Raw genomic sequence first — 24,027 nt, 5'->3', positions numbered from 1 at the left:
TGCGACCCATCAGCCCCCTTTGAAAAAGGGGGCAGCGAAGCGCGCAGCGCGTAGCGGGGGATTTGCTTCACCGCTTTTCGTCCGGCCCGCCCGCGAACTCCACCCGCACCGGCAACCCGGCCGGCAGGTCGGCGCCCGGCGCAAGCTGGACTTCGGCCAGGTAGCTCAGCCGCGCCGCGTCCTCGCCGGTCAGCGCGTAGTACGGGGTGAAGGTCGGTTCGTTGCGGATCATCCGCACGCTGCCTTCGAACGCCTTGTCGCGGCCTTCGACGAACACTCGTGCGCGCTGGCCGACGGCGACGCCGGCGCGAAGCGGCTCGGGCACGTACACGCGCGCATACGGCACGTTGCCGACCAGCATCACCACCAGCGGCGCGCCGACCGGGGCCTGGTCGCCAAGCTTGTACGGAATGCTGTCGATGCGGCCGGCGCGCGGCGCCACCAGGTCGAGCTTCCGCAGCGTGGCCTGCTCGGCTTCGGCCTGGGCCTGCGCGGCCTGCAGCGCGGCTTCGCCCTGGGCGACCTGTTCGGCGCGGGTGCCGTGCTCGAGTTCGTCAAGCGCGGCCTGCGCGGCACGCACCCGGGCTTGCGCGTTGCCGGCCGCGGCGCGGGCACTGTCGACATCGGCGGCGGCCACGAGCTGGCGCTTGCCCAGCGGCTGCAGGCGCGCGTAGTAGGCGCTGGCATCGCGGGCCTGCGCCTGCGCCGCGTTGAGGTTGGCGCGCGCCTGGGCGATGTCCTCGCCGCGCGGTCCGGCCCGCAGCTCGGCCAGCACCTCGCGCTGCCGCTGCACGTCCGCCAATGCCGCCTGTGCCTGCGCGCCGGTGCGGGTGCGCTCCAGCGTCACCAGCTTCGTGCCCGCCTCGACCCGCTGGCCTTCGCGCACGTCGATCGAGACGATGCGCTCGGCCACCGGCGCCGGCAAGGTGACGCGGTCGTACTCCAGCGTGCCCAGCGCCTGCGGCACGTCGTCGTGGCAGCCTGCCAACGACAGCAGGCACAGCGCCAGCAGGACGGATGATTTGCGCGGCCTGGCCTTCATCGGAAAACCTCGTCGTATCAAAGCGTGCTGGTGTCGCCGCGGGTCGCGATGGACGCGAACGGTGCTTGTCATGTGCGCGCCCCCTTCAGCTCCAGCCCGCGATCGAGCAGCGCGATGGCATGCCGGCGCACGTCGTCCAGGCCAAGGTCCTCTGCGTCGAACAGCGTGCGCCAGATCGGTGCGCCGGCGGCGGGCAGCAGGGTCAGGCCGACCAGCGAGGTCATCAGCAGGCGCGGGTCGAGGTCGGCGTTCATTTCGCCGCGCGCCTGCGCAGCGGCGAAGCGGTCTGCGATCGTGCGCGTGATCTGCGGCGCGACCCGGGTCACCAGCAGGTCGCGCAGCGCGCCGCCTTCGCACAGCACTTCACGCACCCACAGCTGCGGCCACCAGGGGCGGGCCTTCATCGCTTCGGTCACGCCGCAGACAAACGCCGCCACCGTGTCGGCGACGTCGTCGCCCGCCGCTTCCACGCGCCCGCGCACCACCGCGAAGGCCGGCAGCATCCGCTCCTCCACCAGCGCATCGACCAACTGCTTCTTGTCGCCGAAGTAGTAGTGCAGCAGCGCCGGCGTGACGCCCGCTTCGGACGCGATGGCGCGCAGCGAGGTCGCGGAAATGCCCTGGCGGACGAAGCAGGCGATCGCGGCATCGAGCAAGCGTTCGCGCTGGTCGGCGGGCTTGCCGACCGGGCGGCCGGGGGCTCGCGGCCTTGTGGCCTTGCCGGCGCCTGGCGCGCTGTCGGTGTTCTTGCGGGCCGGTCGGCGCCCGGCGCCGGATTTCGGTGGGCGATTGTCCATGCGCCAAAATTTAATTCATTGATTAATTAAAGATCAACCACCCGTGGTCGAAAATGCGACGAACGGCAGGCGCCGGCGGCCACGACTCCTGTCCGTTTCGCCTACTGCCTGTCCGGAAGCCGTTGTCGATCAATCACTTGCCGACTTTCGCCGGCGCGGTGCCCGGCCCGGCCCGCCGTCGCTCTCGTCGCCCCCTGCCCGCCCCGGCTGCGCACCCCGCAGCGAATCGAGCAGCGAGAACACCCACGGCCGCAGCGCCAGCAGCATCCCGGCGCTGCGCCGCCGCGCGGGTGGCAGGGTGGCGTCGATGGCGGCCATCTCGCGGAACTCCGCGGCGAGGTGTTCAAGCTTGCGTCGCAGCACCGCGATCGAGCTGTCGCCCAGTTCGCGCACTTCCATGACCAGCAGCGCGTCGCGGCCGCCGAAGGCATCGCGCAGGAACTCGCCGGTCGCGACCTGCGCGTAGCGGCGGCGCACCGGGCCGTCCTCGCGCCACTCGAAGTCGCGCGCCACGCGCAGGCGGACGCGGTCGCGCGGCAGCAGTTCGACCAGCCGCAGGCGATCGAGCCGGGCCAGAAGCAACGTCACCTCGGGTACATCGAGTCCGAACTCGCGACGGATCGCCGGCACCTTCCAGTCGTTGCCCAGCAGGTGGAAGACCAGCAGCAGGCGCGGATCGGCGGCGAGCGCTTCCTCCTGCGCCGGTTCGAGGTGTACGCGCCCGGCGCGTGCGCCGCGCGCCAGGCGCACCAGTTCGAACAGGTCGATATCCAGCAGTCCGCAGATGCGCTCCAGGCGCGCCAGGTCGATGCGGCCGGTGGACAGCATCCGCTTGACGGTCGGTTCGGAGACGCCCAGGCCCCGGGCGAGGTCGGCATAGCGCATGCCGCGCAGTTTCAGCACCTGTTTCAGCGCGCGCAGCAGTTGGTCGCGTTCGGCCATGGGCAGTCCGGTATCGAGGGCTGGCACGCAAAGTATCAAATTTCGATACTTGGCATACTCTCTTTGCAAATTTCGATACGCAGTACGAGGGTGGCGCCGGCCTGGAACAGGAGCAGCCATCCGATGCCTTCCCTTGCCGCCCGCACCGAACCGCATGTTGCCGTCGACACCGGCACCGAGCTCAACGACGTCCATTCGCGCCTCAACCCGACCCGCGTCGGCGCCGTCATCCAGCCGGCCGGCGTCGCCGAGGCCATGGAGGCTGTCAGGGCCAGCGCCAAAGCCGACGAGCCGCTGGCACTGATGGGCGCGCGGCACGCCATGGGTGGGCAGCAGTTCCTGTCCGGTGGCCGCGTGCTCGACCTGGGCGCGCTCGACCGGGTCACCGGTTTCGACGACGATCGCGGCCTCGTGACGGTCGAAGCGGGAATTCGCTGGCCCGCCCTGCTCGCCTGGCTCGCCGCGCATCCGGGCAACACGCACGGCTGGACGATCCGCCAGAAGCAGACCGGCGCCGACGACTTCAGCCTCGGCGGCGCGCTGGCGTCGAACATCCACGGCCGGGGACTGGCGTTCGCGCCCTTCGTCGACGACGTCGAGTCGCTGGCCCTGATCGACGGCAACGGAAAGCGGGTGCGTGCGAACAGGCGCGAGAACCCCGACCTTTTCGCGCTGGTCGCCGGTGGTTACGGCCTGTTCGGCGCAGTGGTCGAGATCACCCTGCGCCTGGTGCCGCGATCGACGCTGCAGCGCGAGGTGCGGATGACGCGGGCGACGCGGTTGATGGCGGACTTCGACGTGGCGATCGCGGCCGGCTGCACGTACGGCGACTTCCAGTTCACCGTCGATGCCGCCAGCGACGACTTCCTCGACCTGGGCATCCTGTCCTGCTACCGACCCGTGGCCGGCACGCCCGACGCCGCGCCGCGACGCGCGCTGGACACGCGTGGCTTCTCCCGCCTGCTGGCGCTGGCGCACGTCGACCCGGGCCGCGCGTTCTCCGAGTACGCCGCGTTCTACCTGGCCACGGACGGCCAGCGCTACGCCTCCGACGAGCAGCAGGCCGGCGTGTACCTGGGCGACTACCACGCCGGCATCGACGCCTGCCTCGGGCATGCCGGCTCGGAAATGATCACCGAGCTCTACGTGCCGCGGGCGCGCCTCGCCGATTTCCTCGCCGCCGCCGCCGACAGCCTGCGCCGCACCCGTGCACGGGTCGTCTACGGCACCGTGCGGCTGGTCGAACGCGATATCGACAGCGTGCTCGCCTGGGCGCGCGAGCCGTGGGCGTGCGTGGTGTTCAACCTGCACGTGCGCCACGACGCCGCCGGGCTTGCCGCCGCCGCGGAGAGCTTCCGCGCACTCATCGACCTCGCCCTCGCGCGCGGCGGCAGCTACTACCTCACCTACCATCGCTGGGCGACGCGGGAGCAGGTGGAGGCGGCGCACCCGCGATTCGCGGAGTTCCTGCGCGCCAAGCGGGAAGTCGATCCGGCGGGCCGCTGGTGCAGCGACTGGTATCGCCACCACTGCCGGCTGTTCGGCGAGGAGCCGGCATGACCATGGCCGCCGGGGCATCCACGTCGATGCTGATCGCGGCGGCCGAGGCGCTGGCGGCCCGCCGCGAAGGACGCGACGACCTGCATGCGCGGTTCGCCCGCGCCAGCCTGGACGCGTGTGGCGACGCCGGCGCGCGGCTGCTGCGGCGCGTGGATTCGGCTTGCGGGCGATTGCTCCTGCGCCTGGCGGAAGCCGCCGTCCTGCCGGGCATCGCCGCGCACTACCGCTGGCGCAAGCGCCGTATCCGCCACTGGGTACACGAGGCCATCGAAGCGGGCGCGCGGCAGCTGCTGGTGCTGGGCGCGGGGTTCGACGCGCTTGGGCCTTGCATGGCGGCGCGACATCCGTCGCTGCGCGTGCTCGAAGTCGATCGTGCTGCCACCATCGCGGTCCGCGAGCGCGCGCTGCAGGCCTGTGGCATCGAACAGCCGCGACTGCTGATGCGCGACATGGATTTCACGACGGAAGGACCTGGCGATACGCTGCGCGGGCTCGAGCGCGACGTGCCCACCATCGCCGTCGCCGAAGGCCTGCTGATGTACCTGCGGCCGGACATCGTGTCTTCGCTGTGGCGCGGCGTGCGCGCGCAGTGCCGCGCGCGGATCGATGTCGTCGCCTCCGCGATGGCGTGTGGCGAAGACGGCATGCCGGGCTTCCGGTGCCAGCGACCGTGGCTGCGCGGCTGGCTCGCGCGGCGCGGCGAGCCGTTCGCCTGGGGCACCACGCGCCCATGCCTGCCAGCGGTGATGGCCGCGGCCGGCCTTGCCGTCACGCACGTCGCCGATCCGGACGACGGACGCGATCCGGATCCGTGTCCGGGCGAATGGCTGTTCCGCGGCACGCTGTTGCCGCGATGGTGACCGCGCAGGTGAATCCGAAGCATCGGCGGCCAGTCCCGCGGTTGGCCCCCGACACGCCCGCGCGCTACGCTCGCGCCCCATGCCCACTCCCCACCAGCGCGACTTCACCCTCGAACCCGACGACGCCGAACGCCTGGCCAACCTGGCCGGGCCATTCGACGGCCACCTGCGCCAGATCGAACTGCGGCTCGGCGTCGAGATCGCCAATCGCGGCAACGTGTTCCGCGTCACCGGACCGGACGAGGCCCCGGTGGCCCAGGCCGAACGCCTGCTGCGCACGCTGTATGCCGAGGCTGGCGAGGAAACCTTCGACGGCCAGTCGATCAACTTGCGCATGAACGCCGCCGGCGTCGAGGCCAACGCCACGGCGCGCCCGGCAGGCGACGACTACGTGCCGCAGGAGGTCGCCATCCGCGTGCGCCGCGGCACCGTCCGCGGGCGCGGCCCGAACCAGCAGAAGTACCTGCATTCGATCGCCACCCACGACATCAACTTCGGGGTCGGCCCGGCCGGCACCGGCAAGACCTTCCTTGCCGTGGCCAGCGCGGTGGAAGCGCTCAACGAGTCGCGGGTACAGCGGCTGGTGCTGGTGCGCCCGGCGGTGGAAGCCGGCGAGAAGCTTGGCTTCCTGCCCGGCGACCTGTCGCAGAAGGTCGACCCCTACCTGCGCCCGCTCTACGACGCGCTGTACGAAATGCTCGGCGTGGAGAAGGTGCTCCGGTTGCTGGAAAAGAACGTCATCGAGATCGCGCCGCTGGCCTACATGCGCGGACGCACGCTCAACGACGCCTACGTGATCCTCGACGAAGCGCAGAACACCACCATCGAACAGATGAAGATGTTCCTGACCCGGCTGGGCTTCGGCAGCACCGCCGTGGTCACCGGCGACCTGACCCAGATCGACCTGCCCAAGCACGTCAAGTCCGGCCTGCGCGACGCGGTGGAAGTGCTGCACGAGGTGGACGGCGTGAGCTTCACCTTCTTCGAAGCCCGGGACGTGGTGCGACATCCGCTGGTGGCGCGCATCGTCAACGCCTACGAGCACCGCGACGCGCAGGATGCGTCGACCGGACCGGCGTAGACTGCACCCATGACCAAGGGTCCGGTCCGCCTCGACGTTTCCGTCGGCTACGCCCTGCCCCGCGCAGGCCTGCCGGCGGCGGTGAGTTTCCGCAAGTGGGTAGCCGCGGCGCTGGAAGGGCGCATCCGCGAGGCCGACCTGGCCGTGCGCCTGGTCGACGCGCGCGAGGGCCGCGCGCTCAACCGCCACTACCGTGGCAAGGACTACGCCACCAACGTGCTCAGCTTCCCCGCCGACCTGGGCGAAGGCGTCAAGCTGCCCAAGGGCGTGAAGATGCCGCTGCTCGGCGACCTGGTGCTGTGCGCGCCGGTGGTCGCCCGCGAGTCGCGCGAACAGGGCAAGCGCCTGAACGACCACTACGCCCACCTCACCGTGCACGGCGCCCTGCACCTGCTGGGCTGGAACCACGAGGACGCGCGCGAGGCCGACTGCATGGAGGCGCTGGAGCGGGAGATCCTCGCCGGGCTGGGCATCGCCGATCCTTACCTGGACGCCTGAACGTCGCGGCGGCGGCGATTGACAGGGCCGCGGCCGGGCGTGTAATTACGTCCGTAATAACGACGAGACCCTCCCATGACCTCCCTCAAGCTCACCCGCATCGGCAACTCCGTCGGCGTCGTCCTGCCCAAGGACGTGCTCGCCCGCCTGCGCCTGGGCGAAGGCGACGCGGTGTACCTGACCGAATCGCCGGACGGGTATCGGCTCACGCCGTATGACGCGGAGTTCGAGCGGCAGATGGAGGCCGCGCGGCGCGTCATGAAGCGCCGCCGCGCCGCCCTGCGCGAACTGGCCAAGTAAACGGAACGACCGCATGCGCCAATGGATCTGGCTGAGCGAAGCCGCCGTACTTGCGATGCACGAGGACCAGCTGAGCGAACACGGTGGCGGCGCCGGCATCCGCGACCGGGAACTGCTGCAAACGGCCCTGTCCAAGCCGATGCAGGCCGCCAGCAACGGCGACCCGCCGCCCGACCTGGCGGCGCTCGCTGCCGCTTACGCATCCGGAATCGCGCATCTGCATCCATTCGTCGATGGCAACAACCGCACCTCCCTCGTCGCCGCGGAAACCTTCATCGACCTCAATGCGCACCGGCTCGACGCGACGGACATCGAGTGCGTGGAAGCCTGGCTCGCCCTCGCCGCCGGCGACCTCGACGAAGCCACGCTCGCCGGGTGGTTGCGCGAGCGCCTGCAACCGGCGGAATGAATACCAGGCACCGTTCGTGCGCAACCGGCACCGCCGCGTTTCACCAGCCCGCCGCCGAGCCGCGCTAGACTCCCCCCCGTGGCCCACACGGGCGCTGACAAGACTGCAATGCCAGAGGACGACAGTAGTACCCTCCCCGCCCCCGAGATCCCCGAAAAACGGCGCTCGTGGCTGGACCGCATCAGTTCGATGCTGTCCGGCGAACCTTCCACCCGCGACGACCTGGTCGAACTGCTGCGCGACGTGCAGGCCGACGGCCTGATCGCCGCCGACACGCTGAAGATGATGGAGGGCGCGCTGGCCGTGTCCGACCTCAGCGTGGACGACGTGATGATTCCGCGCTCGCAGATGGTGATGCTGCCTGCTGACGAGAAGTTCGTCGACCTGATGAAGATGGTGGTCGAGTCCGGCCACTCGCGCTTCCCAGTGCACGGCGACGACAAGGACGAGATCCTCGGCATCCTGCTGGCCAAGGACCTGCTGCGCGGCGTGGTCGCCGACAACGGCCCGGCCTCCGTGCACGAGTTGCTGCGCCCGGCGGTGCTGATCCCCGAATCCAAGCGCCTGGACGTGCTGCTGCGCGAGTTCCGCCAGTCGCGCAACCACATGGCGATCGTCATCGACGAGTACGGCGGCGTCGCCGGCCTGCTGACCATCGAGGACGTGCTGGAACAGATCGTCGGCGAGATCGACGACGAGCACGACGACGCCGAGGACCCCGGCGCGCTGATCGCCGCCCAGGCCGACGGGCAGTACGTGGTCGACGCGCTGACCCCGATCTCCGACTTCAACGAACGCTTCAGCGCCGACTTCGACGACGATGAGTACGACACCATCGGCGGCCTGGTCACCGCGGCCATCGGCCACCTGCCCGAGGCCGGCGAGGAACTCGCCCTGGGCCGCTTCGGCTTCCGCGTCGCGCGCGCCGATGCACGGCGCCTGCATGCGCTGCTGGTGAGCATCCGTGGCGATGACAGCTGACGCGCGCGCGGCGCACGCCGCATCGGCGCCCCGCGCCCCGGCGACCCCCGGCCCGCGCCTGCTGCTGGCGCTGCTGCTGTGGCTGCTGGCCTGCGGCGCCGCGCTGGCGACTCCGACGACATCCGTGCCGCGCATCGGCGTGGCGACGATGCAGCCGGGCACGATCTTCTTCGAACGCTTCGGCCACGACGCGATCGTGGTGGTCGACCCGGCCACCGGCGCGGCGACGTCCTACAACTTCGGCTTCTTCGATCCCGGCGAACCGGATTTCATCTCCAACTTCGTCTTCGGCCAAATGCGCTATCGCCTGCAGGCGCTGCCGTTCGCCGACGACCTGGGCTACTACCGCGAAGTCGGCCGCGGCGTGTCGATCCAGTGGCTCAACCTCGGCGACGCCGAAGCCACGCGCCTGGCTGCGGCGCTGGCCGAGAACGCGAAGCCGGAGAACGCCCGCTACGGCTACGACTACTTCACCGACAACTGCGCGACCCGCGTGCGCGATGCCATCGACACCGCGCTGGGCGGATCGCTCAAGTCCCAGATCGAAGGCCGTTCGCACGGCACCACCTATCGCAGCGAATCGGTGCGCCTAGCCTCCCCGGCACCGTGGATGTGGCTGGGCTTCGACATCGGCCTCGGGCCGGCGGCGGACCGGCCGCTGTCGGTGTGGCAGGAATCGTTCGTGCCGATGCGCCTGGCCGACGCGCTGCGCGAGGTCGACGGCAGCAACGGCCAGCCGCTGGTGCTCGCGGAAGAACAGATCCTGCCGCACCGCATCGCCCCGGAACCGGCCGAAGCACCGCGACCGTGGTGGCCGTGGGCACTGGCGGGGCTGGCGATCGCGGTCGCCGCAATGCTGGCCGCACGCCGCGTGCCGCGCATCGTTGCCGGCGTCGCGCTGCCGTTCTGGACGCTGTGCATCGGGCTTGGCGCGCTGATGCTGTTCATATGGTTCTTCACCGCGCACCGCTTCGGCTGGGCCAACCACAACCTGCTGCTGTTCAACCCGCTGTGCCTGCTGCTGCTGCCCGGCGGCTGGCGCATCGTCCGCGGACGCACGGCCGGGCCGTGGTTCGGGCGCTGGCTGGGCGTGGTCGCGGCCTGCACGGTGGTCGCGTTGTTCCTGCTGTGGCTGCCGACGCTGCCGCAGCGCAACGCGCACTGGATCGCGCTGCTGCTGCCGGTGCATGTCGGCCTGTGGCTGGCGCTGGGCCGATCGCGCCTGCGCCCGTAGCCCCGACCTACACGACCTGCTTGCCGCGCATGCGCGGCGGGGGCACGATGCAGGCATGACGCCCGTTGTCCCCGACAAACCCGACGACAAACCGCAGGTTCCCGCCTGCGTCGTCAACGCCGCCGTCTACAGCGCCAGCGGCAAGCTGCGCGACATCTCACTCGACGAAATCAGCGAAGTGCTGGCGACCGACGACGGCAGCTTCGTCTGGGTCGGCGTCTACGAGCCGGAGGATGCCGTCCTCGACAAGCTGCAGGAGGAGTTCGACCTGCACGACCTGGCAATCGAGGACGCGCGCAACGCCCACCAGCGGCCGAAGCTCGAAGCCTACGGCGACAGCCTGTTCATCGTGGTCAACACCGCGCAGGTGGTCGACGAGCGCATCCGCTACGGCGAAACCCACGCCTTCCTCGGCCCCCGCTACCTGGTCACCGTGCGCCATGGCGCGTCCCTGTCCTACGCACCGGTGCGCGCGCGGGTCGAACGCGAGCCGGAACTGCTGGAGCTCGGCCCCTCGTACGCGCTGTACGCGGTGCTCGATGCGGTGGTCGACAACTATCTTCCGATCGTCGACGAGTTCAAGCAGACGCTGCTGGCGCTGGAGAAGGACATCTTCACCGAGGACTTCCACCGCGGCACGATGATGCGCCTGTACGACCTCAAGCGCGAACTGACCTACATGCGCCTGGCCGTGACGCCGCTGCAGGACGTGCTCTCGCAGCTGGTGCGAACCCCCGGCACGCTCGTGGCGCCGGAGGTGCGGCTGTACTTCCGCGACGTCCTCGACCACTCCATGCGCAGCAACGAAACCATCGACGCCCTGCGCGACATGCTCGGCACCGCGCTGAACGTCAACCAGGCCCTCGTGACCCTGGCGCAGGGCGAAGTGGTCAAGCGCCTGGCCGGCTGGGCCGCCGTGCTGGCGGTTCCAACGCTGGTGGCGAGCTGGTACGGCATGAACTTCACGCACATGCCCGAGCTGGCCGGCCGCTACAGCTATCCGATCCTGATCGGCGTGCTGGCCGTCGGTTGTTTCGGCTTGTACCGGTACCTGAAGAAGGTGCGCTGGCTGTAGGTCGGGGCTACGCTCCCGACGCTCGGCGTCATTGACATTCCGGGGCGTCGGGCGCGTAGCCCCGACCTACGGCGATAGGCCATGCCCGCTTCCACGGGAGCCTCGGGGTTGATCCGCGTCAAGGCCTCCCGCCGTCCCGGTGCCTAACGTGGCGCCATGCTTGCCAATCCCATCTTCGACGCCGACCTGCTGCGCCGCTACGACCGCCCCGGGCCGCGCTACACCTCCTATCCGACCGCGCCCCAGTTCGACGCCGGTTTCGGCGAGGCGCAGCTGCGCGAAGCTGCGCTGGCCAGCAACGGCGACCCGATCCCGCGCCGGCTGTCGCTGTACGTGCACGTGCCGTTCTGCCTCAGTCCGTGCTTCTACTGCGGCTGCAACCGCATCATCACCCGCGACAAGTCGCGCGCCGGCACGTACCTGGCGCGCCTGTACCGCGAGATCGGGCTGATGGCGCAGCTGTTCGACCGCGACCGCGAGGTGATCCAGGTGCACTTGGGCGGCGGCACGCCCAACTTCCTCGACAGCGGCCAGCTGCAGGAACTGATGGAGACGCTGGCCAGCCAGTTCCGCTTTTCGAACTCGCCGCGGCGCGACATCTCGATCGAACTCGACCCGCGCTTCGTCTCGCCCGCCGACATCGCCGGCATGGCGCAGCTCGGCTTCAACCGCGCCAGCTTCGGCGTGCAGGACTTCGACCCCGCGGTGCAGGACGCGGTCAACCGCATCCAGTCGGTCGCCGAAACCCATGCGGTGGTCGATGCCTGCCGCGACAACGGCTTCCGTTCGGTCAACATCGACCTGATCTACGGGCTGCCGAAGCAGACGGCCGAAGGCTTCGCGCAAACCCTCGACACCGTGCTGGAAATGCGCCCCGACCGCCTCGCGGTGTATGGCTACGCGCACCTGCCGGAGCTGTTCAAGGCGCAGCGGCAGATCCACGCAGACGACCTGCCCTCGGCGCAGGCCAAGCTCGGCCTGCTGCAGCTGGCGATCGAAACGCTCACCGCCGCCGGCTATGCCTACATCGGCATGGACCATTTCGCCCTGCCCGACGACGACCTGGCCCAGGCCCAGGCGCGCGGCGGCCTGCACCGCAACTTCATGGGTTACACCACCCATGCCGACAGCGACCTGGTGGGCCTTGGCGTCAGCGCGATCAGCCACATCGGCGACAGCTTCAGCCAGAACCCGCGCGACCTGCCGGGCTGGCAGGCCGCCATCGACGAGGGCCGGCTGCCGGTGTTCCGCGGCATGCGGCTGGACGAGGACGACCTGCTGCGCGCGGACCTGATCCAGCAGCTGATGTGCCAGGCGCAAATCCCGATCGGCGCACTGGAGCGACGCTACGCGATCGACTTCCACGCCTACTTCGCCGATGCGCTTGCCCGGCTGCGGCCGCTGCAGGACGACGGCCTGGTGCGGGTCGAGGCCGACCGCATCGCCGCGACCACGCAGGGCCGGCTGTTGTTGCGTAATATCGCCATGTGCTTCGACCGCTACCTGCCACCCCCGGATGCCGCCGGCACCACGCCGCGTTTTTCCCGCGCGATCTGAGCGCGCGAAAGGCCTGCGCGTGAGCGACACCCCATTCCCGCGCCTGAGTCCCGGCGTGCTCGCCGACGACGGCGATGCGCTGACCTTCTGCTCCACCTGCGCGTTCTCGCAGGCCTGCCTGTCACAGGGCATGGACAAGTCGTCGCTGCAGGACCTGCACATGCTGGTCGAGCACGTCGGCCCGCTGCACGCGGGCGAGCACGTGTTCCGCGTCGGCGACCCGTTCGAGGCGATCGCCGCGGTGCGTGCCGGCACGGTCAAGACCTACGTCATCGACCGCGACGGCCGCGAACACGTGCTGGGTTTCCATTTCCCGGGCGAGGTGATCGGGCTGGACGCGATCGACGGCGACACTTACCCGTGCAACGCGGTGGCGCTGGACACGGTGATGCTGTGCCGGTTCTCGTTCCCGAAGATCTCGGTGCTGGCCACGCGCCTGCCGGGGCTGCAGCAGCACCTGTTCCGGCTACTCAGCCGCAGCATCGGCCGCGCCGCGCTGCTGGCTGGTGATTTCAGCGCCGACGAGCGCATGGCGGCGTTCCTGGTCGGCATGTCCGAACGCCTGGCCGCGCGCGGCTTCTCGCCCAACCGCTTCGCCCTGACGATGCCGCGCACCGACATCGCCAATTACCTGCGGCTGGCGCCGGAAACGGTCAGCCGCGTGCTCAAGCGCTTCCAGGACGACGGCCTGCTGCAGGTCGACCGGCGCGAGCTGGAACTGGTCGACCGCGCGCGGCTGGAAACGCTGGCGGCGCCCGTGCTGCGGCACTAGGCCGAAGCGCTGCGCCCGCAAGAGGCGGCATAGGAGCGGCGGAAGCAGCGAGCTTTTCCGCGCATACCCGGAAGATCAAAAGCTCGCGGCTTCCGCCGCTCCTGCGGATTTTTCCGGTTCGGTCCCGGCGCAGACAAAAGCCTTTTCCGCAAGCCTGCGATCCGGCCTCCGGAAACGGCCGGCGCTTCCTCGGCTTGATTCAGGTCAAAGTGCCACGGCGCCCGACTGGTGAAGATGCGCCCACCTGTCCGGGGAGAGCGAGTCATGGAATCGAAAAGCGTGCAGATCACCAGGCGGCTGTGGTGGGGCCTGGGCGCCCTGCTTGTCGTCAGCTTCGGCATCATGTTGTGGATCGGCAAGGACCTGTACCAGACCGCGCCGCCGATGCCGGAACAGGTGGTGACGCAAAGCGGCCAGGTCGTCTACACCCGCGCCGACATCGAGACCGGGCGCCACGTCTGGCAGAGCATCGGCGGCCAGCAGAACGGTTCGATCTGGGGCCACGGCGCGCTGATCGCGCCGGACTGGTCGGCCGAGTGGCTGCACCGCGAAGCGATGGCCATGCTGGCGCTGCGCGCGCGTTCGGAATACGGGCTGGCGTACGACGCGCTCGACGACAGCGAACGGGCCAAGCTGCTGGCCGAGATCCGACCGGAGCTCCGTCGCAACACCTACGACGCCGCCACCGGTTCGCTCGTCATCTCCGACGAACGCGCGCAGGCGATCGCCGAGGTCGCCGCGCACTACATGAGCGTGTTCTCCAACGACCCGGCCACCGCCGACCTGCGCGAGGCCTACGCGCTGCGCGAAGACCCGGTGCCGGACATGGAACACCGCCGGATGATGACCGGCTTCTTCTTCTGGGCCTCGTGGGCGACGGTGACCGACCGTCCCGGCGACGTGAAGTCGTACACCAACAACTTCCCGCACGAACCGCTGGTGGGCAACGTGCCGACGGCCAGCAGCTTCATGTGGTCGATGTTCTCGATCCTGTTCATGATCGCCGGCATCGCATTGCTGGCCTGGCATTACGCGGTCTACCACGGCAAGGAAAAGCCGCTGGTGCCGCCGGCGACGGACCCGGCCCGCGCGATCGCGGTGACACCCTCGATGCGCGCCACGGCGAAGTATTTCTGGCTGGTGATGGGCCTGTTCCTGGTGCAGATCCTGCTCGGCGCGACCACCGCGCACTACCAGATCGAAGGCCAGGAGGCCTACGGCTTCGCGCTGGCCGAATACCTGCCCTACGCGCTGACGCGCAGCTGGCACACGCAGCTGGCGATCCTGTGGATCGCGACCGCGTGGCTGGCGACCGGGTTGTACCTGGGCCCGGCGATTTCCGGACATGAGCCGAAATACCAGCGGCTCGGCGTCAACTTCCTTTTCATCAGCCTGATCGTGATCGTGGTCGGCGCATTCGCCGGGCAGTGGATGGCGGTGATGCAGAAGCTCGGCCTGGCCCACAACTTCTGGTTCGGCCACCAGGGCTGGGAATACACCGACATCGGCCGCTTCTGGCAGATCTACCTGTTCATCGGCCTGATGCTGTGGCTGTTCCTGGTCGGCCGCGCGCTGTGGCCGGCCATGCGCGACAAGAGCAACCCGTCGCGCCACATCGCCGGCCTGCTGTTCCTGTCCACGATCGCCATCGGCCTGCTCTACGCGGCCGGACTGATGTGGCGCGAAGACACCCACATCTCGATCGTCACCTACTGGCGCTTCTGGATCGTGCACCTGTGGGTGGAGGGCTTCTTCGAGGTGTTCGCGGTCGCGGTGATCAGCTTCATCTTCGTCAAGCTCGGGCTGGTGCGCGGACGCTCGGCGACGATCAACGTACTGTTCGCCACCATCGTGTTCATGGCCGGCGGCGTGCTGGGCATGTTCCATCACCTGTACTTCGCCGGCGTGGCCACCAGCGTGGTCGCGCTGGGCGCGAGCATCTCGGCGCTGGAAGTGGTGCCGCTGGCGCTGATCGGGCTGGAGGCGCACGAAACCTGGAGGACCAGCCGCGCCACGCCGTGGATGGCGCGCTACAAGTGGCCGATCATGTTCTTCCTCGCGGTGAGTTTCTGGAACCTGGTCGGCGCCGGCCTGCTGGGCTTCCTGATCAACACGCCGCTGGCGCTGTTCTACATGCAGGGCACCAACCTGACGGCGGCCCACGGCCACACTGCGCTGTTCGGCGTATACGGCATGCTCGGCATCGGCCTGATGCTGTACTGCCTGCGCGGCCTGCGGCCGGACGTGGTGTGGAAGGAAGGCCTGCTGCGCGGCGGGTTCTGGTCGATGAACATCGGCCTGGCGCTGATGGCGATCCTGACCCTGCTGCCGATGGGCGTGCTGCAGCTGGAGGCGAACCTGGAACGCGGCTACTGGTACGCGCGCTCGGCGGAGTTCATGAACCGCCCGATCATCGACCTGCTGGTGTGGCTGAGGGTGCCGGGCGACACGATCTTCGCGGTCGGCGCGCTGCTGGTGGCGCTGTTCGTCGCGCGCCTCTGGATTGTGCCCGCGCGCGCGCCGGTTCCGGCGCCAGCCGACGCCGCGTAGCACCGGGCCGCGGCCCGGGCGCAAGCGCATCGCGGCGCCCGGGCGCCGCGTGCGGCCGGCGCTGACCTGGATCAAGGCGACACCACCGCACCCGTCGCACACTGCGCGCCATGGACAAGCCTTCCGCCTCACCCCCGCCGCACGCGCTCTCGCCGGCGATGCTCGCGCGCGCACCGCACCGGCTGCTGTTCTTCATCGGCGCGGCCAACGTGCTGCTGGCGATGCTGTGGTGGGCGCTGTGGCTGGTCGAGGCGCGATGGCACGCGCTCGGCCTGCCGCAGCCGCAGGTCTACGGCGGCTGGATCCACGCGATCGTGATGCAGTACCAGGTGCTGGCGCCCTTCATGTTCGGCTTCCTGCTGACGGTGTTCCCGCGCTGGATGGGCCAGGACGAACTCACCCGCTGGCACTACGTGCCGGTGGGGCTGGGCCTGTTCGCCGGCCAGCTACTGACCCTGGCCGGCGCGCTGGGGCCGGCGCACCTGCTGCACCTGGGCGCGGTGTCCACCCTCCTCGGCTGGGGCACGGGGCTGTTCTTCCTGCTGCGCCTGCTGTGGCGCGACGGCGGCAAGACCTGGCACGCGGTGTCGTGCGCGGGCGCGCTGTTCCTCGGCTTCGTCGGACTGCTGGCCTACGCGGCGTTCCTGCACGTGGAGGACGCGCGGCTGGTGTTCGCGGCGATCAAGATCGGCACCTTCGGGCTGCTGCTGCCGGTGTATTTCACGGTCGCGCACCGGATGTTCCCGTTCTTCGCCGGCAACGTGGTCCCGGGCTACCGGCCGTGGCGGCCGATGTGGCTGCTGGGCGCGTTCTGGCCGCTGGTACTGGCGCACCTGACGCTGGAACTGGTGCACGCCTACCAGTGGCTGTGGATCGCGGACGTGCCGCTGCTGGCGCTCTCGGGGTTCTGGCTGTGGCGCTGCTGGCCCCGCGGGCCGGCGCCGGCGCTGCTGCGGGTGCTGTTCCTGGGCTACGCGTGGCTGCCGATCGCGCTGGCGCTGTACGTCGCGCAGAGCCTGGTCTACCTGCTGGACGGTGATTTCCTCCTCGGCCGCGCGCCGGCGCACGCGCTCTTCATCGGTTTCTTCGGCAGCCTGCTGGTAGCGATGGTCACACGGGTGACGCAGGGCCACTCGGGGCGGCCGCTGGTGTTTGGCGGCCTGGCGACGTTCGCCTTCGCCGTGATCCAGCTGGCCAGCGTGACCCGCATCGTGGCCGAACTGGTCCCGGACCAGATGGCATGGCAGGCGGCGGCCGCGCTCGGCTGGCTGCTGGCGTTCGCGCCGTGGGTACTGCGTTCGCTGCGGATCTACCTCGCGCCGCGCGCCGACGGCAAGCCGGGCTGACGGGAAGGAGCGGCAACAGATGATCGAGTTCTATCCCCAGATCCGCCACGTCCACATCGCGGCGGTGATCCTCAGCGGCAGTGTGTTCGCGCTGCGCGGGCTGTTCGCGCTGGCCGGCGCGCGCTGGCCGCACGCCGCGCCGGTGCGCTACCTGAGCTACACCATCGACACCATCCTGCTGACCGCGGCACTGATGCTGGTGACGATCCTGCCGGGCGCGCTGTTCGCCAACGGCTGGCTGGCGGCCAAGCTGGTGCTGGTGGTCGTGTACGTGGTGCTCGGCGTGCTGGCGATGAAGCGCGGGCGCACGCGCGGCATCCGCGCCGGTTGCTACGTCGCCGCGCTGCTGGTGTTCGCGACCATCTACGGCATCGCGCGCATGCACCATCCGCTGGGCTGGCTGTACCCGTGGCTGGGCTGATGGACGCGACGGACGCAGGCGTCGCCACCGGCCGCAACCGCGACTGGATCGCCGAGGCCGTCGCCGCGCTGCATCGCGAGGCTGCGCGTTCGGCCGACACGCACCTGCTGCACGCCAGCTTCCCCGGCCTGCCGTGCATCGACTTCTACTTCAAGGACGAGGCCGCGCACCCCACCGGCAGCCTCAAGCACCGGCTGGCGCGCTCACTGTTCCTGTACGCGCTGTGCAACGGACGGCTGCGGCCGGGGCAGGCGGTGGTGGATGCGTCGTCGGGCAGCACCGCGATCTCGGAAGCGTGGTTCGCACGCCTGCTCGGGCTGTCGTTCACCGCGGTGATGCCGGCGACGACCGCGCCTGCGAAGATCGAGGCCGTGCACGCATTGGGCGGCCACTGCGACCTGACCGGGCCGGACACCTGCCCGCAGGCGCGCGCGAGGGAAATCGCCGCGCAAGGCGCCTGCTTCCTCGACCAGTTCGGCCTGGCCGAGCGCGCCACCGACTGGCGCGGCAACAACAACATCGCCGAATCGATCATCGAGCAGCTGCGGCGCGAACGGCACCCGGAGCCTTCGTGGATCGTCTGCGGCGCCGGCACCGGCGGCACCTCGGCCACGCTCGGCCGCTACCTGCGCTACCGCGGCCTGCGCACGCGGCTGTGCGTGGCCGAGCCGACCGGCATGGCCTTCGCGCGCGTCTGGCACACGCGCGACCACGGCGCGCGCGCGACGCATGCGACCTGCATCGAGGGCATCGGCCGGACGGTCGCGGAACCCGGGTTCCTGTTCGAAGTCGTGGACGAAGTCATCGAAGTCCCCGACGCCGCCTCGATCGCCGGCATGCTGCTGCTCGAGGAACAACTCGGCCGCCGCTACGGCGGCTCGTCGGGCACCAACCTGGTCGCCTGCCTGCAGCTGGCCGAGCGCATGCACGCGTGCGGCGAGCGCGGCAGCATCGTCAGCCTGCTGTGCGACCGCGGCGAACGCTACGACCGCACGCTGTTCGATCCGCAGTGGCGCGAACGCAGCGGGATCGACCCGGCGCCGTGGAGCCGGACGCTGCGGTCGGTCATCGGGGACGACGCGACGCACGCGCGGCCGCCGGCGCCGTAGGGCGACGGGAGGCGGGCCGCCGTTCCCGCGCGCCGTACGGCAAGGTCACTGGATGATCAGACGTTCGTCTGTTGAAAACCCCGCTTGCGCGGGAATGACGGGCACAAACGGGCCTGCCTCACTCCAGCGCGCCGAACACCAGCGTGCCGTTGGTCCCGCCAAAGCCGAAGCTGTTGGACATCACCGTGCGCAACTTCGCGTCGGTGGTGTCGCGCAGCACCGGGAAGCCTTCGGCGCGTGGATCGAGCTCGGTGATGTTGGCCGAGCCGGCCATGAAGCCGCCGCGCAGCATCAGCAGGCAGTAGATCGCCTCGTGCACGCTGGCCGCGCCGAGCGAGTGGCCCGACAGCGCCTTGGTCGACGACAGCGGCGGCACCTTGCCGTCGAAGGCCTCGCGCACGGCTTCGAGCTCGACGATGTCGCCCAGCGGCGTCGAGGTGCCGTGGGTGTTGAGGTAGTCGATCGGCGCGTCCATGCCTTCCATGGCCATGCGCATGCAGCGCACCGCGCCTTCGCCCGAGGGCGCGACCATGTCGACGCCATCGGAGGTCACGCCGTAGCCGAGCAGCTCGGCGCGGATGCGCGCGCCACGCGCGACCGCGTGTTCGTAGTCCTCCAGCACCAGCATGCCGCCGCCGCCGGCGATGACGAAGCCGTCGCGACCGGTGTCGTACGGGCGCGAGGCGCTTTCGGGCGTGTCGTTGTGGTGCGTGGACAGCGCGCCCATGGCGTCGAACTGCGCGGTCATACCCCAGTGCAGCTCCTCGCCGCCACCGGCGAACATCACGTCCTTGGCGCCGTGCCGGATCATGTTGGCGGCCGCGCCGATGCAGTGCGCGGACGTCGCACAGGCGGCGGAAATCGAATAACTGATGCCGCGGATGCCGAACGCCGTCGACAGCGCCGCGGACACGGTCGAACCCATCGTGCGCGGCACCATGTACGGCCCCACCTTGCGCACGCCGCGGTTGCGCAGCAGGTCACCGGTCTCGATCTGCCACTGCGGCGAACCGCCGCCGGAGCCGGCGATCAGGCCGGTGCGCGCGCCGCGAAGCAGTTCATCCGAAACGCCGGCATCGGCGATCGCATCACGCATCGACACGTAGGCATACGCCGCCGCGTCGCCCATGAAACGCTTGAGCTTGCGGTCGATGTGCTCGCCCAGATCGATCTCCGGCTGGCCCGCCACCTGGCTGCGCAGGCCGAGCTCAGCGTACTCGGGAATGAAACGTATGCCTGCCTTCAGCCCGCGCAGCGAGGCTTCGACGCCGGCCTGGTCGTTGCCCAGGCACGAAACGATGCCCATGCCGGTGACGACGACGCGGCGGTTGCCGCTGGCTCCGTTCATCAGAAACCCTCCGTGCTGCGAAACAGGCCCACGCGCAGGCCTTCGGCGACGTAGATCTCGTTGCCGTCGACCAGCGTGCGGCCGTCGGCGATCACCAGCGCGAGCTTGCCGCGCATCACCCGGCGGATGTCGATCTCGTAGCTGACCAGCTTGGCGTCCGGCAGCACCTGGCCGCTGAACTTCACCTGGCCCACGCCCAACGCGCGGCCGCGCCCGGGCTCGCCCAGCCACGGCAGGTAGAAACCGGTGAGCTGCCACATCGCGTCCATCCCCAGGCACCCGGGCATCACCGGGTCGCCTTCGAAGTGGCAAGCGAAGAACCACAGGTCCGGGTTGACGTCGAGCTCGGCGCGGATCAGGCCCTTGCCGAACGCACCGCCTTCACTGGCAATCTGCGTGATGCGGTCGAACATCAGCATCGGCGGCAGCGGCAGGCGCGCGTTGCCGGGGCCGAACATCTCGCCGCGGCCGCAAGCAAGCAGCTGTTCGCGATCCAGCGAGGAAGGTCTCGTCATCGATTCGAATCCGGTCGTGGGGAGAGGCGCCAATTATGGCAGCCGCACGCGAATCCCTCGACGCGGCATGCCGGTCTTCCACCATACGACCCGGTAGGTTCAGTCGGCGTCGGCGCCCTGTGCAGGCCGCGTGTCCTCGCCTGCGGCGTGTCCGGGCACGCAGCCATCGATGCCGGCGGCGTCCAGGCACTCGACCACCGCGCCCGGCGGCTGCAGCGCGAAATCCACCCACTCGAATGCAGTGTCCATGGCCCGCTCCACGCCCGGAATCCGTCAACGGCCATGAAACGCCCGCACGCGGCGCCACGCATTGACCCCGGTCAAGCACGCGCGGGACGCAGCGTGCACAATCCCCGTCGAGGGCCACCCGGACCGCCTGCCGGGGACTTGACGCAGGTCATGGGGAAAACGTCGAAGGAAACACACCATACGCACATGCATGGTGAGACACGCAGATCCCGCATCCCCCTTCCATGCCGTACCGACGGCATGCCGGATGGCCCTGTGGCTCCCGCGCTGCTCCACGCCCCATCGCACGCACCGTGCATCCTCGGCAACGACCCCATCACCTCGTGACATGACACGTAGCCCCCGACGGGCAAAGGGACACAGACCATGAAACGCTTCATCGCCTGTATTGCCATCGCAACCCTCCTCGCGGCCGCCGGCTGCAAGCAGGGCGACACGCCCGCGCCGGCCGCCAAGGCGGGCACCGCCCAGGACTCGGGCGGCTCGCTCAAGGGCGACTTCGGCCCGCCGCAGGGCAAGCCGATCGAGGCGGTGCTGACGTCCCCGCCGCATGTGCCGCCGCCGACCAACCGCGACTACCCGGCCAAGGTCATCGTCGAACTCGACGTGATCGAAAAGGAGATGGAGATCTCCGACGGCACCACCTACACCTTCTGGACCTTCGGCGGCACGGTGCCCGGCAGCTTCATCCGCGTGCGCCAGGGCGACACGGTGGTGTTCCACCTGCGCAACATGCCCGACAGCAAGATGCCGCACAACATCGACCTGCACGGCGTCACCGGCCCCGGCGGCGGTGCATCGTCGAGCTTCACCGCGCCCGGCCACGTCACCCGCTTCACGTTCAAGGCGCTCAACGCCGGCCTGTTCGTCTACCACTGCGCCACCGCGCCGGTGGGCATGCACATCGCCAACGGCATGTACGGCTTGATCCTGGTCGAGCCGCCCGAGGGCATGCCGCCCGTGGACCGTGAGTACTACGTGATGCAGGGCGACTTCTACACCACGGGCAAGTACCGCGAGAAGGGCCACCAGGGCTTCGACATGCAGAAGGGCGTGGACGAGAACCCGACCTACGTGCTGTTCAACGGCCGCGAGGGCTCGCTCACCGGCGACAACGCACTGACCGCGAACACCGGCGAGAACGTGCGCCTTTACGTCGGCAACGGCGGCCCGAACCTGGTGTCGAGCTTCCACGTGATCGGCGAGATTTTCGACAAGGTCTGGTTCGAGGGCGGCACGCGCTACAACGAGAACGTGCAGACCACGCTGATCCCGTCCGGCGGCGCGGCGATCATGGACTTCCACGTCGAGGTGCCGGGCAGCTACGTGCTGGTCGACCATTCGATCTTCCGCGCGTTCAACAAGGGCGCGCTGGCGATCCTGAAAGCCGAGGGCAAGGAGCGGCCGGAGATCTACTCGGGCAAGGAAGTCGACGCCATGTACATCGGCGACTACGCCAACGCCAGCACCAAGGCGGTCGGGGAGGCGGCACAGGCCGCACAGGCCGGCGAGCTGACAGCCGAAGGCCAGGCGAGCGCCGGCGAGGCCTTGTTCGCGGGCACCTGCTCGACCTGCCACATGGCCAACGGCCAGGGGCTGGAGGGCGTTTTCCCGCCGCTGGCCGGCTCCGACTGGATCGCGGCCGATCCCAAGCGCCTGCCGGCGGTGATCCTGCACGGCCTGTCCGGCCACGTGAAGGTCAACGGCGTCGACTACGACTCGGTGATGCCGCCGATGGCCCAGCTCACCGACGACGAAGTCGCCAACATCTCGACCTACGTGCTCAACAGTTGGGGCAACCCCGGCGGCACGATCACCAAGGCCGAGGCGGCTGCGGCCCGCAAGGGCCCGCCGATCGGTGCGGGCGGATTGACGGGGCACTGAGCCATGCGCCGCGGCCTCGCACTGCTGCTGGTCGCCCTGCCCGTCGTCGCGCTCGCGGCGGCGGGCAACAGCTGGGTGCCGCTGCCTGGCGGCAGCTTCCGCTCGGCGCTCAAGTACGAGGACGTGCGCAAGGTCGAAGTCGCGCCGTTCGAACTGCAGAAGCGGCCGGTGACCAACGCCGAGTTCCTCGCCTTCGTGAAATCGCATCCGCAGTGGCGGCGCGACAGGGTCGCCACGGTGCTTGCCGAGCCGCGCTACCTCTCGCACTGGGCCGGAGCCGATCGCCTGGGCGAAGAAGCCCTGCCGGAACAGCCGGTGGTGCAGGTGAGCTGGTTCGCGGCCTCGGCCTACTGCGAAGCGCAGGGCGGGCGGCTGCCGACCTGGTCGGAATGGGAGTACGCTGCGGCCGCCGACGAGACGCACCGCGACGCGCGCAAGGATCCCGTGTGGCGCGAGCGCATCCTCAACTGGTACTCGCAGCCCTCCAACCACGCCCTGCCGCGCGCCGGCCTGCAGACGCCCAACGCCTGGGGCGTGCAGGACCTGCATGGCCTGGTCTGGGAGTGGACGGACGACTTCTCGTCGCTGCTGGTGTCCAGCGACAACCGCGTGCAGGGCGACGCCGACAAGCTCAAGTTCTGCGGTGCCGGTGCGCTGTCGATGGACGACCGCGAGAACTATGCGGTGCTGATGCGGGTGGCGATGCTGTCCTCGCTCGACGCCGTCGACACCACCGCCAACCTCGGGTTCCGCTGTGCGAGGGATGTGAAATGAAGGCTTTCCGCAACTTCACTGCCTGCCTGCCGCTGGCGCTGCTGCTGTTCGCCGCCGCCGCAGTCGCCGCGCCGAAGCAGACGCCGCTGCCGCGCGACTCGGCCTACCAGCTGCCGGCGACGCTCACCGACCAGGACGGCAAGTCCTGGGACTGGCGCAGCAAGCGCGGCACGCCGCAGGTGGTGGCGATGTTCTACACCTCCTGCCAGTACGTTTGCCCGCTGATCGTCGACAGCGGCAAGGCGGTCGAGCGCGCCCTGTCCGCCGACGAGCGCGCGAAGCTGGGCATCCTGCTGATCAGCATGGACCCGGCCCGCGACGACCCCGCGGCACTCATGTCCGTGGCGCGCAAGCGCAAACTCGACGCCAGCCGCTGGTCGCTGGCCAGCCCCGCGCCGGACAACGTGCGCAGCGTCGCCGGTGTGCTCGGCGTGCGCTACCGGCAGCTGGCCGACGGCGAGTTCAACCACACCAGCGCGCTGGTGCTGCTCGACCGCGACGGCCGGGTCGTCGCCCGCACCGAGCAGATCGGCAGCCAGGTCGATCCGGAATTCGTCGCCGAGGTGCGGCGCGCTCTGGCGCGCTGACCAACCGGCCGGCGGGTGTCCCGCCGGGATTCGGGATTCGGGATTCGGGATTCGGGATTCGGGATTCGGGAAGGGGCTGACCTAGATAAGCCTCAGATGCCTACCCACGATCGCAGCGTAGCAAGCTGCTGACGCG

At 69.7% G+C, this 24,027-nt stretch carries 24 protein-coding genes; 18 read left to right on the top strand and 6 right to left on the bottom strand.

Features of this window, described 5'->3' with window-relative positions; genetic code table 11:
- Positions 1-67: 67 nt before the first annotated feature.
- The 3 genes from ACFONC_RS12900 to ACFONC_RS12890 form a co-directional block, all read right to left on the bottom strand.
- Positions 68-1,042: an HlyD family secretion protein gene (locus tag ACFONC_RS12900; RefSeq protein ID WP_386744737.1), complete on the bottom strand. Its 975-nt coding sequence runs from the start codon at positions 1,040-1,042 to the stop codon at positions 68-70.
- A gap of 68 nt (positions 1,043-1,110) precedes the next feature.
- A complete protein-coding gene (locus tag ACFONC_RS12895; protein WP_386744735.1) occupies positions 1,111-1,839 on the bottom strand; it encodes a TetR/AcrR family transcriptional regulator in 729 nt (242 codons plus the stop codon).
- A gap of 129 nt (positions 1,840-1,968) precedes the next feature.
- Entirely contained in the window at positions 1,969-2,781 is an 813-nt protein-coding gene (locus ACFONC_RS12890; RefSeq protein ID WP_386744734.1) for a helix-turn-helix domain-containing protein, read from the bottom strand.
- Between the two features lie 123 nt (positions 2,782-2,904).
- Here ACFONC_RS12890 and ACFONC_RS12885 point away from each other — a divergent pair, with 123 nt between their 5' ends.
- The 15 genes from ACFONC_RS12885 to ACFONC_RS12815 all read left to right on the top strand — a co-directional run bounded on the left by ACFONC_RS12885 (position 2,905) and on the right by ACFONC_RS12815 (position 18,534).
- Entirely contained in the window at positions 2,905-4,341 is a 1,437-nt protein-coding gene (locus ACFONC_RS12885; RefSeq protein WP_386744732.1) for an FAD-binding protein, read from the top strand.
- Positions 4,338-5,201, top strand: a complete 864-nt coding sequence (locus tag ACFONC_RS12880) for a class I SAM-dependent methyltransferase (protein WP_386744731.1) — start codon at positions 4,338-4,340, stop codon at positions 5,199-5,201. Before ACFONC_RS12885 ends, ACFONC_RS12880 begins: the two co-directional genes overlap by 4 nt.
- Before the next feature lie 79 nt (positions 5,202-5,280).
- A complete protein-coding gene (locus ACFONC_RS12875) occupies positions 5,281-6,282 on the top strand; it encodes a PhoH family protein (protein WP_386744729.1) in 1,002 nt (333 codons plus the stop codon).
- A 9-nt stretch (positions 6,283-6,291) separates the two neighbouring features.
- A complete protein-coding gene (gene ybeY, locus ACFONC_RS12870; RefSeq protein ID WP_386744727.1) occupies positions 6,292-6,780 on the top strand; it encodes an rRNA maturation RNase YbeY in 489 nt (162 codons plus the stop codon).
- A 75-nt stretch (positions 6,781-6,855) separates the two neighbouring features.
- The gene (locus ACFONC_RS12865) at positions 6,856-7,080 is read left to right on the top strand and encodes an AbrB/MazE/SpoVT family DNA-binding domain-containing protein (RefSeq protein WP_386744725.1); all 225 of its coding nucleotides are present in this window, start codon (positions 6,856-6,858) and stop codon (positions 7,078-7,080) included.
- Positions 7,081-7,093: 13 nt separating this feature from the next.
- A complete protein-coding gene (locus ACFONC_RS12860) occupies positions 7,094-7,489 on the top strand; it encodes a type II toxin-antitoxin system death-on-curing family toxin (protein WP_386744724.1) in 396 nt (131 codons plus the stop codon).
- Positions 7,490-7,597: 108 nt separating this feature from the next.
- Entirely contained in the window at positions 7,598-8,470 is an 873-nt protein-coding gene (locus ACFONC_RS12855) for an HlyC/CorC family transporter (protein ID WP_386744722.1), read from the top strand.
- Positions 8,460-9,704, top strand: coding sequence for a lipoprotein N-acyltransferase Lnb domain-containing protein (locus ACFONC_RS12850; protein WP_386744720.1), 1,245 nt, complete (start codon positions 8,460-8,462; stop codon positions 9,702-9,704). Before ACFONC_RS12855 ends, ACFONC_RS12850 begins: the two co-directional genes overlap by 11 nt.
- Positions 9,705-9,759: 55 nt before the next feature.
- Complete coding sequence (locus tag ACFONC_RS12845; RefSeq protein ID WP_386744719.1) at positions 9,760-10,779, top strand: magnesium and cobalt transport protein CorA; 1,020 nt, start codon at positions 9,760-9,762, stop codon at positions 10,777-10,779.
- Positions 10,780-10,935: 156 nt separating this feature from the next.
- A complete protein-coding gene (gene hemN, locus ACFONC_RS12840; RefSeq protein ID WP_386744717.1) occupies positions 10,936-12,336 on the top strand; it encodes an oxygen-independent coproporphyrinogen III oxidase in 1,401 nt (466 codons plus the stop codon).
- 19 nt (positions 12,337-12,355) lie between these two features.
- Positions 12,356-13,108: a helix-turn-helix domain-containing protein gene (locus ACFONC_RS12835; RefSeq protein ID WP_386744715.1), complete on the top strand. Its 753-nt coding sequence runs from the start codon at positions 12,356-12,358 to the stop codon at positions 13,106-13,108.
- Between the two features lie 279 nt (positions 13,109-13,387).
- Complete coding sequence (locus ACFONC_RS12830; protein ID WP_386745146.1) at positions 13,388-15,658, top strand: nitric-oxide reductase large subunit; 2,271 nt, start codon at positions 13,388-13,390, stop codon at positions 15,656-15,658.
- A gap of 110 nt (positions 15,659-15,768) precedes the next feature.
- Positions 15,769-17,004 carry an NnrS family protein gene (locus ACFONC_RS12825; protein ID WP_386744714.1) on the top strand — a complete coding sequence of 412 codons (1,236 nt, stop codon included), beginning with the start codon at positions 15,769-15,771 and terminating at the stop codon, positions 17,002-17,004.
- A gap of 19 nt (positions 17,005-17,023) precedes the next feature.
- A complete protein-coding gene (locus ACFONC_RS12820; RefSeq protein ID WP_386744712.1) occupies positions 17,024-17,425 on the top strand; it encodes a SirB2 family protein in 402 nt (133 codons plus the stop codon).
- Entirely contained in the window at positions 17,425-18,534 is a 1,110-nt protein-coding gene (locus ACFONC_RS12815; RefSeq protein WP_386744710.1) for a PLP-dependent cysteine synthase family protein, read from the top strand. Before ACFONC_RS12820 ends, ACFONC_RS12815 begins: the two co-directional genes overlap by 1 nt.
- A 118-nt stretch (positions 18,535-18,652) precedes the next feature.
- Here the strand turns inward: ACFONC_RS12815 and fabB are convergent, their stop codons facing one another.
- The 3 genes from fabB to ACFONC_RS12800 all read right to left on the bottom strand — a co-directional run bounded on the left by fabB (position 18,653) and on the right by ACFONC_RS12800 (position 20,646).
- Entirely contained in the window at positions 18,653-19,882 is a 1,230-nt protein-coding gene (gene fabB, locus ACFONC_RS12810; protein WP_386744708.1) for a beta-ketoacyl-ACP synthase I, read from the bottom strand.
- The gene (fabA, locus tag ACFONC_RS12805) at positions 19,882-20,397 is read right to left on the bottom strand and encodes a 3-hydroxyacyl-[acyl-carrier-protein] dehydratase FabA (RefSeq protein ID WP_386744706.1); all 516 of its coding nucleotides are present in this window, start codon (positions 20,395-20,397) and stop codon (positions 19,882-19,884) included. Before fabA ends, fabB begins: the two co-directional genes overlap by 1 nt.
- 99 nt (positions 20,398-20,496) lie before the next feature.
- Positions 20,497-20,646: a hypothetical protein gene (locus ACFONC_RS12800; protein ID WP_386744704.1), complete on the bottom strand. Its 150-nt coding sequence runs from the start codon at positions 20,644-20,646 to the stop codon at positions 20,497-20,499.
- Between the two features lie 366 nt (positions 20,647-21,012).
- Between ACFONC_RS12800 and nirK the strand changes: the two genes are divergently transcribed.
- Genes nirK through ACFONC_RS12785 form a run of 3 tightly spaced genes read left to right on the top strand, consistent with a single transcriptional unit; the run spans position 21,013 to position 23,891 of the window.
- Positions 21,013-22,530 (top strand): copper-containing nitrite reductase, encoded by a 1,518-nt coding sequence (nirK, locus tag ACFONC_RS12795; protein ID WP_386744702.1) that lies wholly within the window; start codon positions 21,013-21,015, stop codon positions 22,528-22,530.
- Between the two features lie 3 nt (positions 22,531-22,533).
- Positions 22,534-23,304, top strand: a complete 771-nt coding sequence (locus tag ACFONC_RS12790) for a formylglycine-generating enzyme family protein (RefSeq protein ID WP_386744701.1) — start codon at positions 22,534-22,536, stop codon at positions 23,302-23,304.
- Positions 23,301-23,891: an SCO family protein gene (locus tag ACFONC_RS12785; RefSeq protein ID WP_386744699.1), complete on the top strand. Its 591-nt coding sequence runs from the start codon at positions 23,301-23,303 to the stop codon at positions 23,889-23,891. The genes ACFONC_RS12790 and ACFONC_RS12785 overlap by 4 nt, the downstream gene beginning before the upstream one ends.
- The last annotated feature ends 136 nt before the right edge of the window (positions 23,892-24,027 follow it).

This window comes from Luteimonas soli (assembly GCF_042648865.1).
Lineage (GTDB): Bacteria > Pseudomonadota > Gammaproteobacteria > Xanthomonadales > Xanthomonadaceae > Luteimonas > Luteimonas soli.
Note: the sequence above shows the minus strand (reverse complement) of the source record. Positions and strands in the feature narration are given on the sequence as shown.

Excerpts from the sequence above, each read along its gene's own strand:
- ACFONC_RS12865 (WP_386744725.1), top strand. The coding sequence starts at position 6,856 with ATGACCTCCCTCAAGCTCACCCGCATCGGCAACTCCGTCGGCGTCGTC.
- ACFONC_RS12875 (WP_386744729.1), top strand. The coding sequence starts at position 5,281 with ATGCCCACTCCCCACCAGCGCGACTTCACCCTCGAACCCGACGACGCC.
- ACFONC_RS12885 (WP_386744732.1), top strand. The coding sequence starts at position 2,905 with ATGCCTTCCCTTGCCGCCCGCACCGAACCGCATGTTGCCGTCGACACC.
- ybeY (WP_386744727.1), top strand. The coding sequence starts at position 6,292 with ATGACCAAGGGTCCGGTCCGCCTCGACGTTTCCGTCGGCTACGCCCTG.
- ACFONC_RS12880 (WP_386744731.1), top strand. The coding sequence starts at position 4,338 with ATGACCATGGCCGCCGGGGCATCCACGTCGATGCTGATCGCGGCGGCC.
- ACFONC_RS12860 (WP_386744724.1), top strand. The coding sequence starts at position 7,094 with ATGCGCCAATGGATCTGGCTGAGCGAAGCCGCCGTACTTGCGATGCAC.
- ACFONC_RS12790 (WP_386744701.1), top strand. The coding sequence starts at position 22,534 with ATGCGCCGCGGCCTCGCACTGCTGCTGGTCGCCCTGCCCGTCGTCGCG.
- ACFONC_RS12850 (WP_386744720.1), top strand. The coding sequence starts at position 8,460 with ATGACAGCTGACGCGCGCGCGGCGCACGCCGCATCGGCGCCCCGCGCC.
- ACFONC_RS12890 (WP_386744734.1), bottom strand. The coding sequence starts at position 2,781 with ATGGCCGAACGCGACCAACTGCTGCGCGCGCTGAAACAGGTGCTGAAA.
- hemN (WP_386744717.1), top strand. The coding sequence starts at position 10,936 with ATGCTTGCCAATCCCATCTTCGACGCCGACCTGCTGCGCCGCTACGAC.
- ACFONC_RS12845 (WP_386744719.1), top strand. The coding sequence starts at position 9,760 with ATGACGCCCGTTGTCCCCGACAAACCCGACGACAAACCGCAGGTTCCC.
- fabA (WP_386744706.1), bottom strand. The coding sequence starts at position 20,397 with ATGACGAGACCTTCCTCGCTGGATCGCGAACAGCTGCTTGCTTGCGGC.
- ACFONC_RS12855 (WP_386744722.1), top strand. The coding sequence starts at position 7,598 with ATGCCAGAGGACGACAGTAGTACCCTCCCCGCCCCCGAGATCCCCGAA.
- fabB (WP_386744708.1), bottom strand. The coding sequence starts at position 19,882 with ATGAACGGAGCCAGCGGCAACCGCCGCGTCGTCGTCACCGGCATGGGC.
- ACFONC_RS12815 (WP_386744710.1), top strand. The coding sequence starts at position 17,425 with ATGGACGCGACGGACGCAGGCGTCGCCACCGGCCGCAACCGCGACTGG.
- ACFONC_RS12820 (WP_386744712.1), top strand. The coding sequence starts at position 17,024 with ATGATCGAGTTCTATCCCCAGATCCGCCACGTCCACATCGCGGCGGTG.
- ACFONC_RS12895 (WP_386744735.1), bottom strand. The coding sequence starts at position 1,839 with ATGGACAATCGCCCACCGAAATCCGGCGCCGGGCGCCGACCGGCCCGC.
- ACFONC_RS12825 (WP_386744714.1), top strand. The coding sequence starts at position 15,769 with ATGGACAAGCCTTCCGCCTCACCCCCGCCGCACGCGCTCTCGCCGGCG.
- ACFONC_RS12800 (WP_386744704.1), bottom strand. The coding sequence starts at position 20,646 with ATGGACACTGCATTCGAGTGGGTGGATTTCGCGCTGCAGCCGCCGGGC.
- ACFONC_RS12900 (WP_386744737.1), bottom strand. The coding sequence starts at position 1,042 with ATGAAGGCCAGGCCGCGCAAATCATCCGTCCTGCTGGCGCTGTGCCTG.
- nirK (WP_386744702.1), top strand. The coding sequence starts at position 21,013 with ATGAAACGCTTCATCGCCTGTATTGCCATCGCAACCCTCCTCGCGGCC.
- ACFONC_RS12785 (WP_386744699.1), top strand. The coding sequence starts at position 23,301 with ATGAAGGCTTTCCGCAACTTCACTGCCTGCCTGCCGCTGGCGCTGCTG.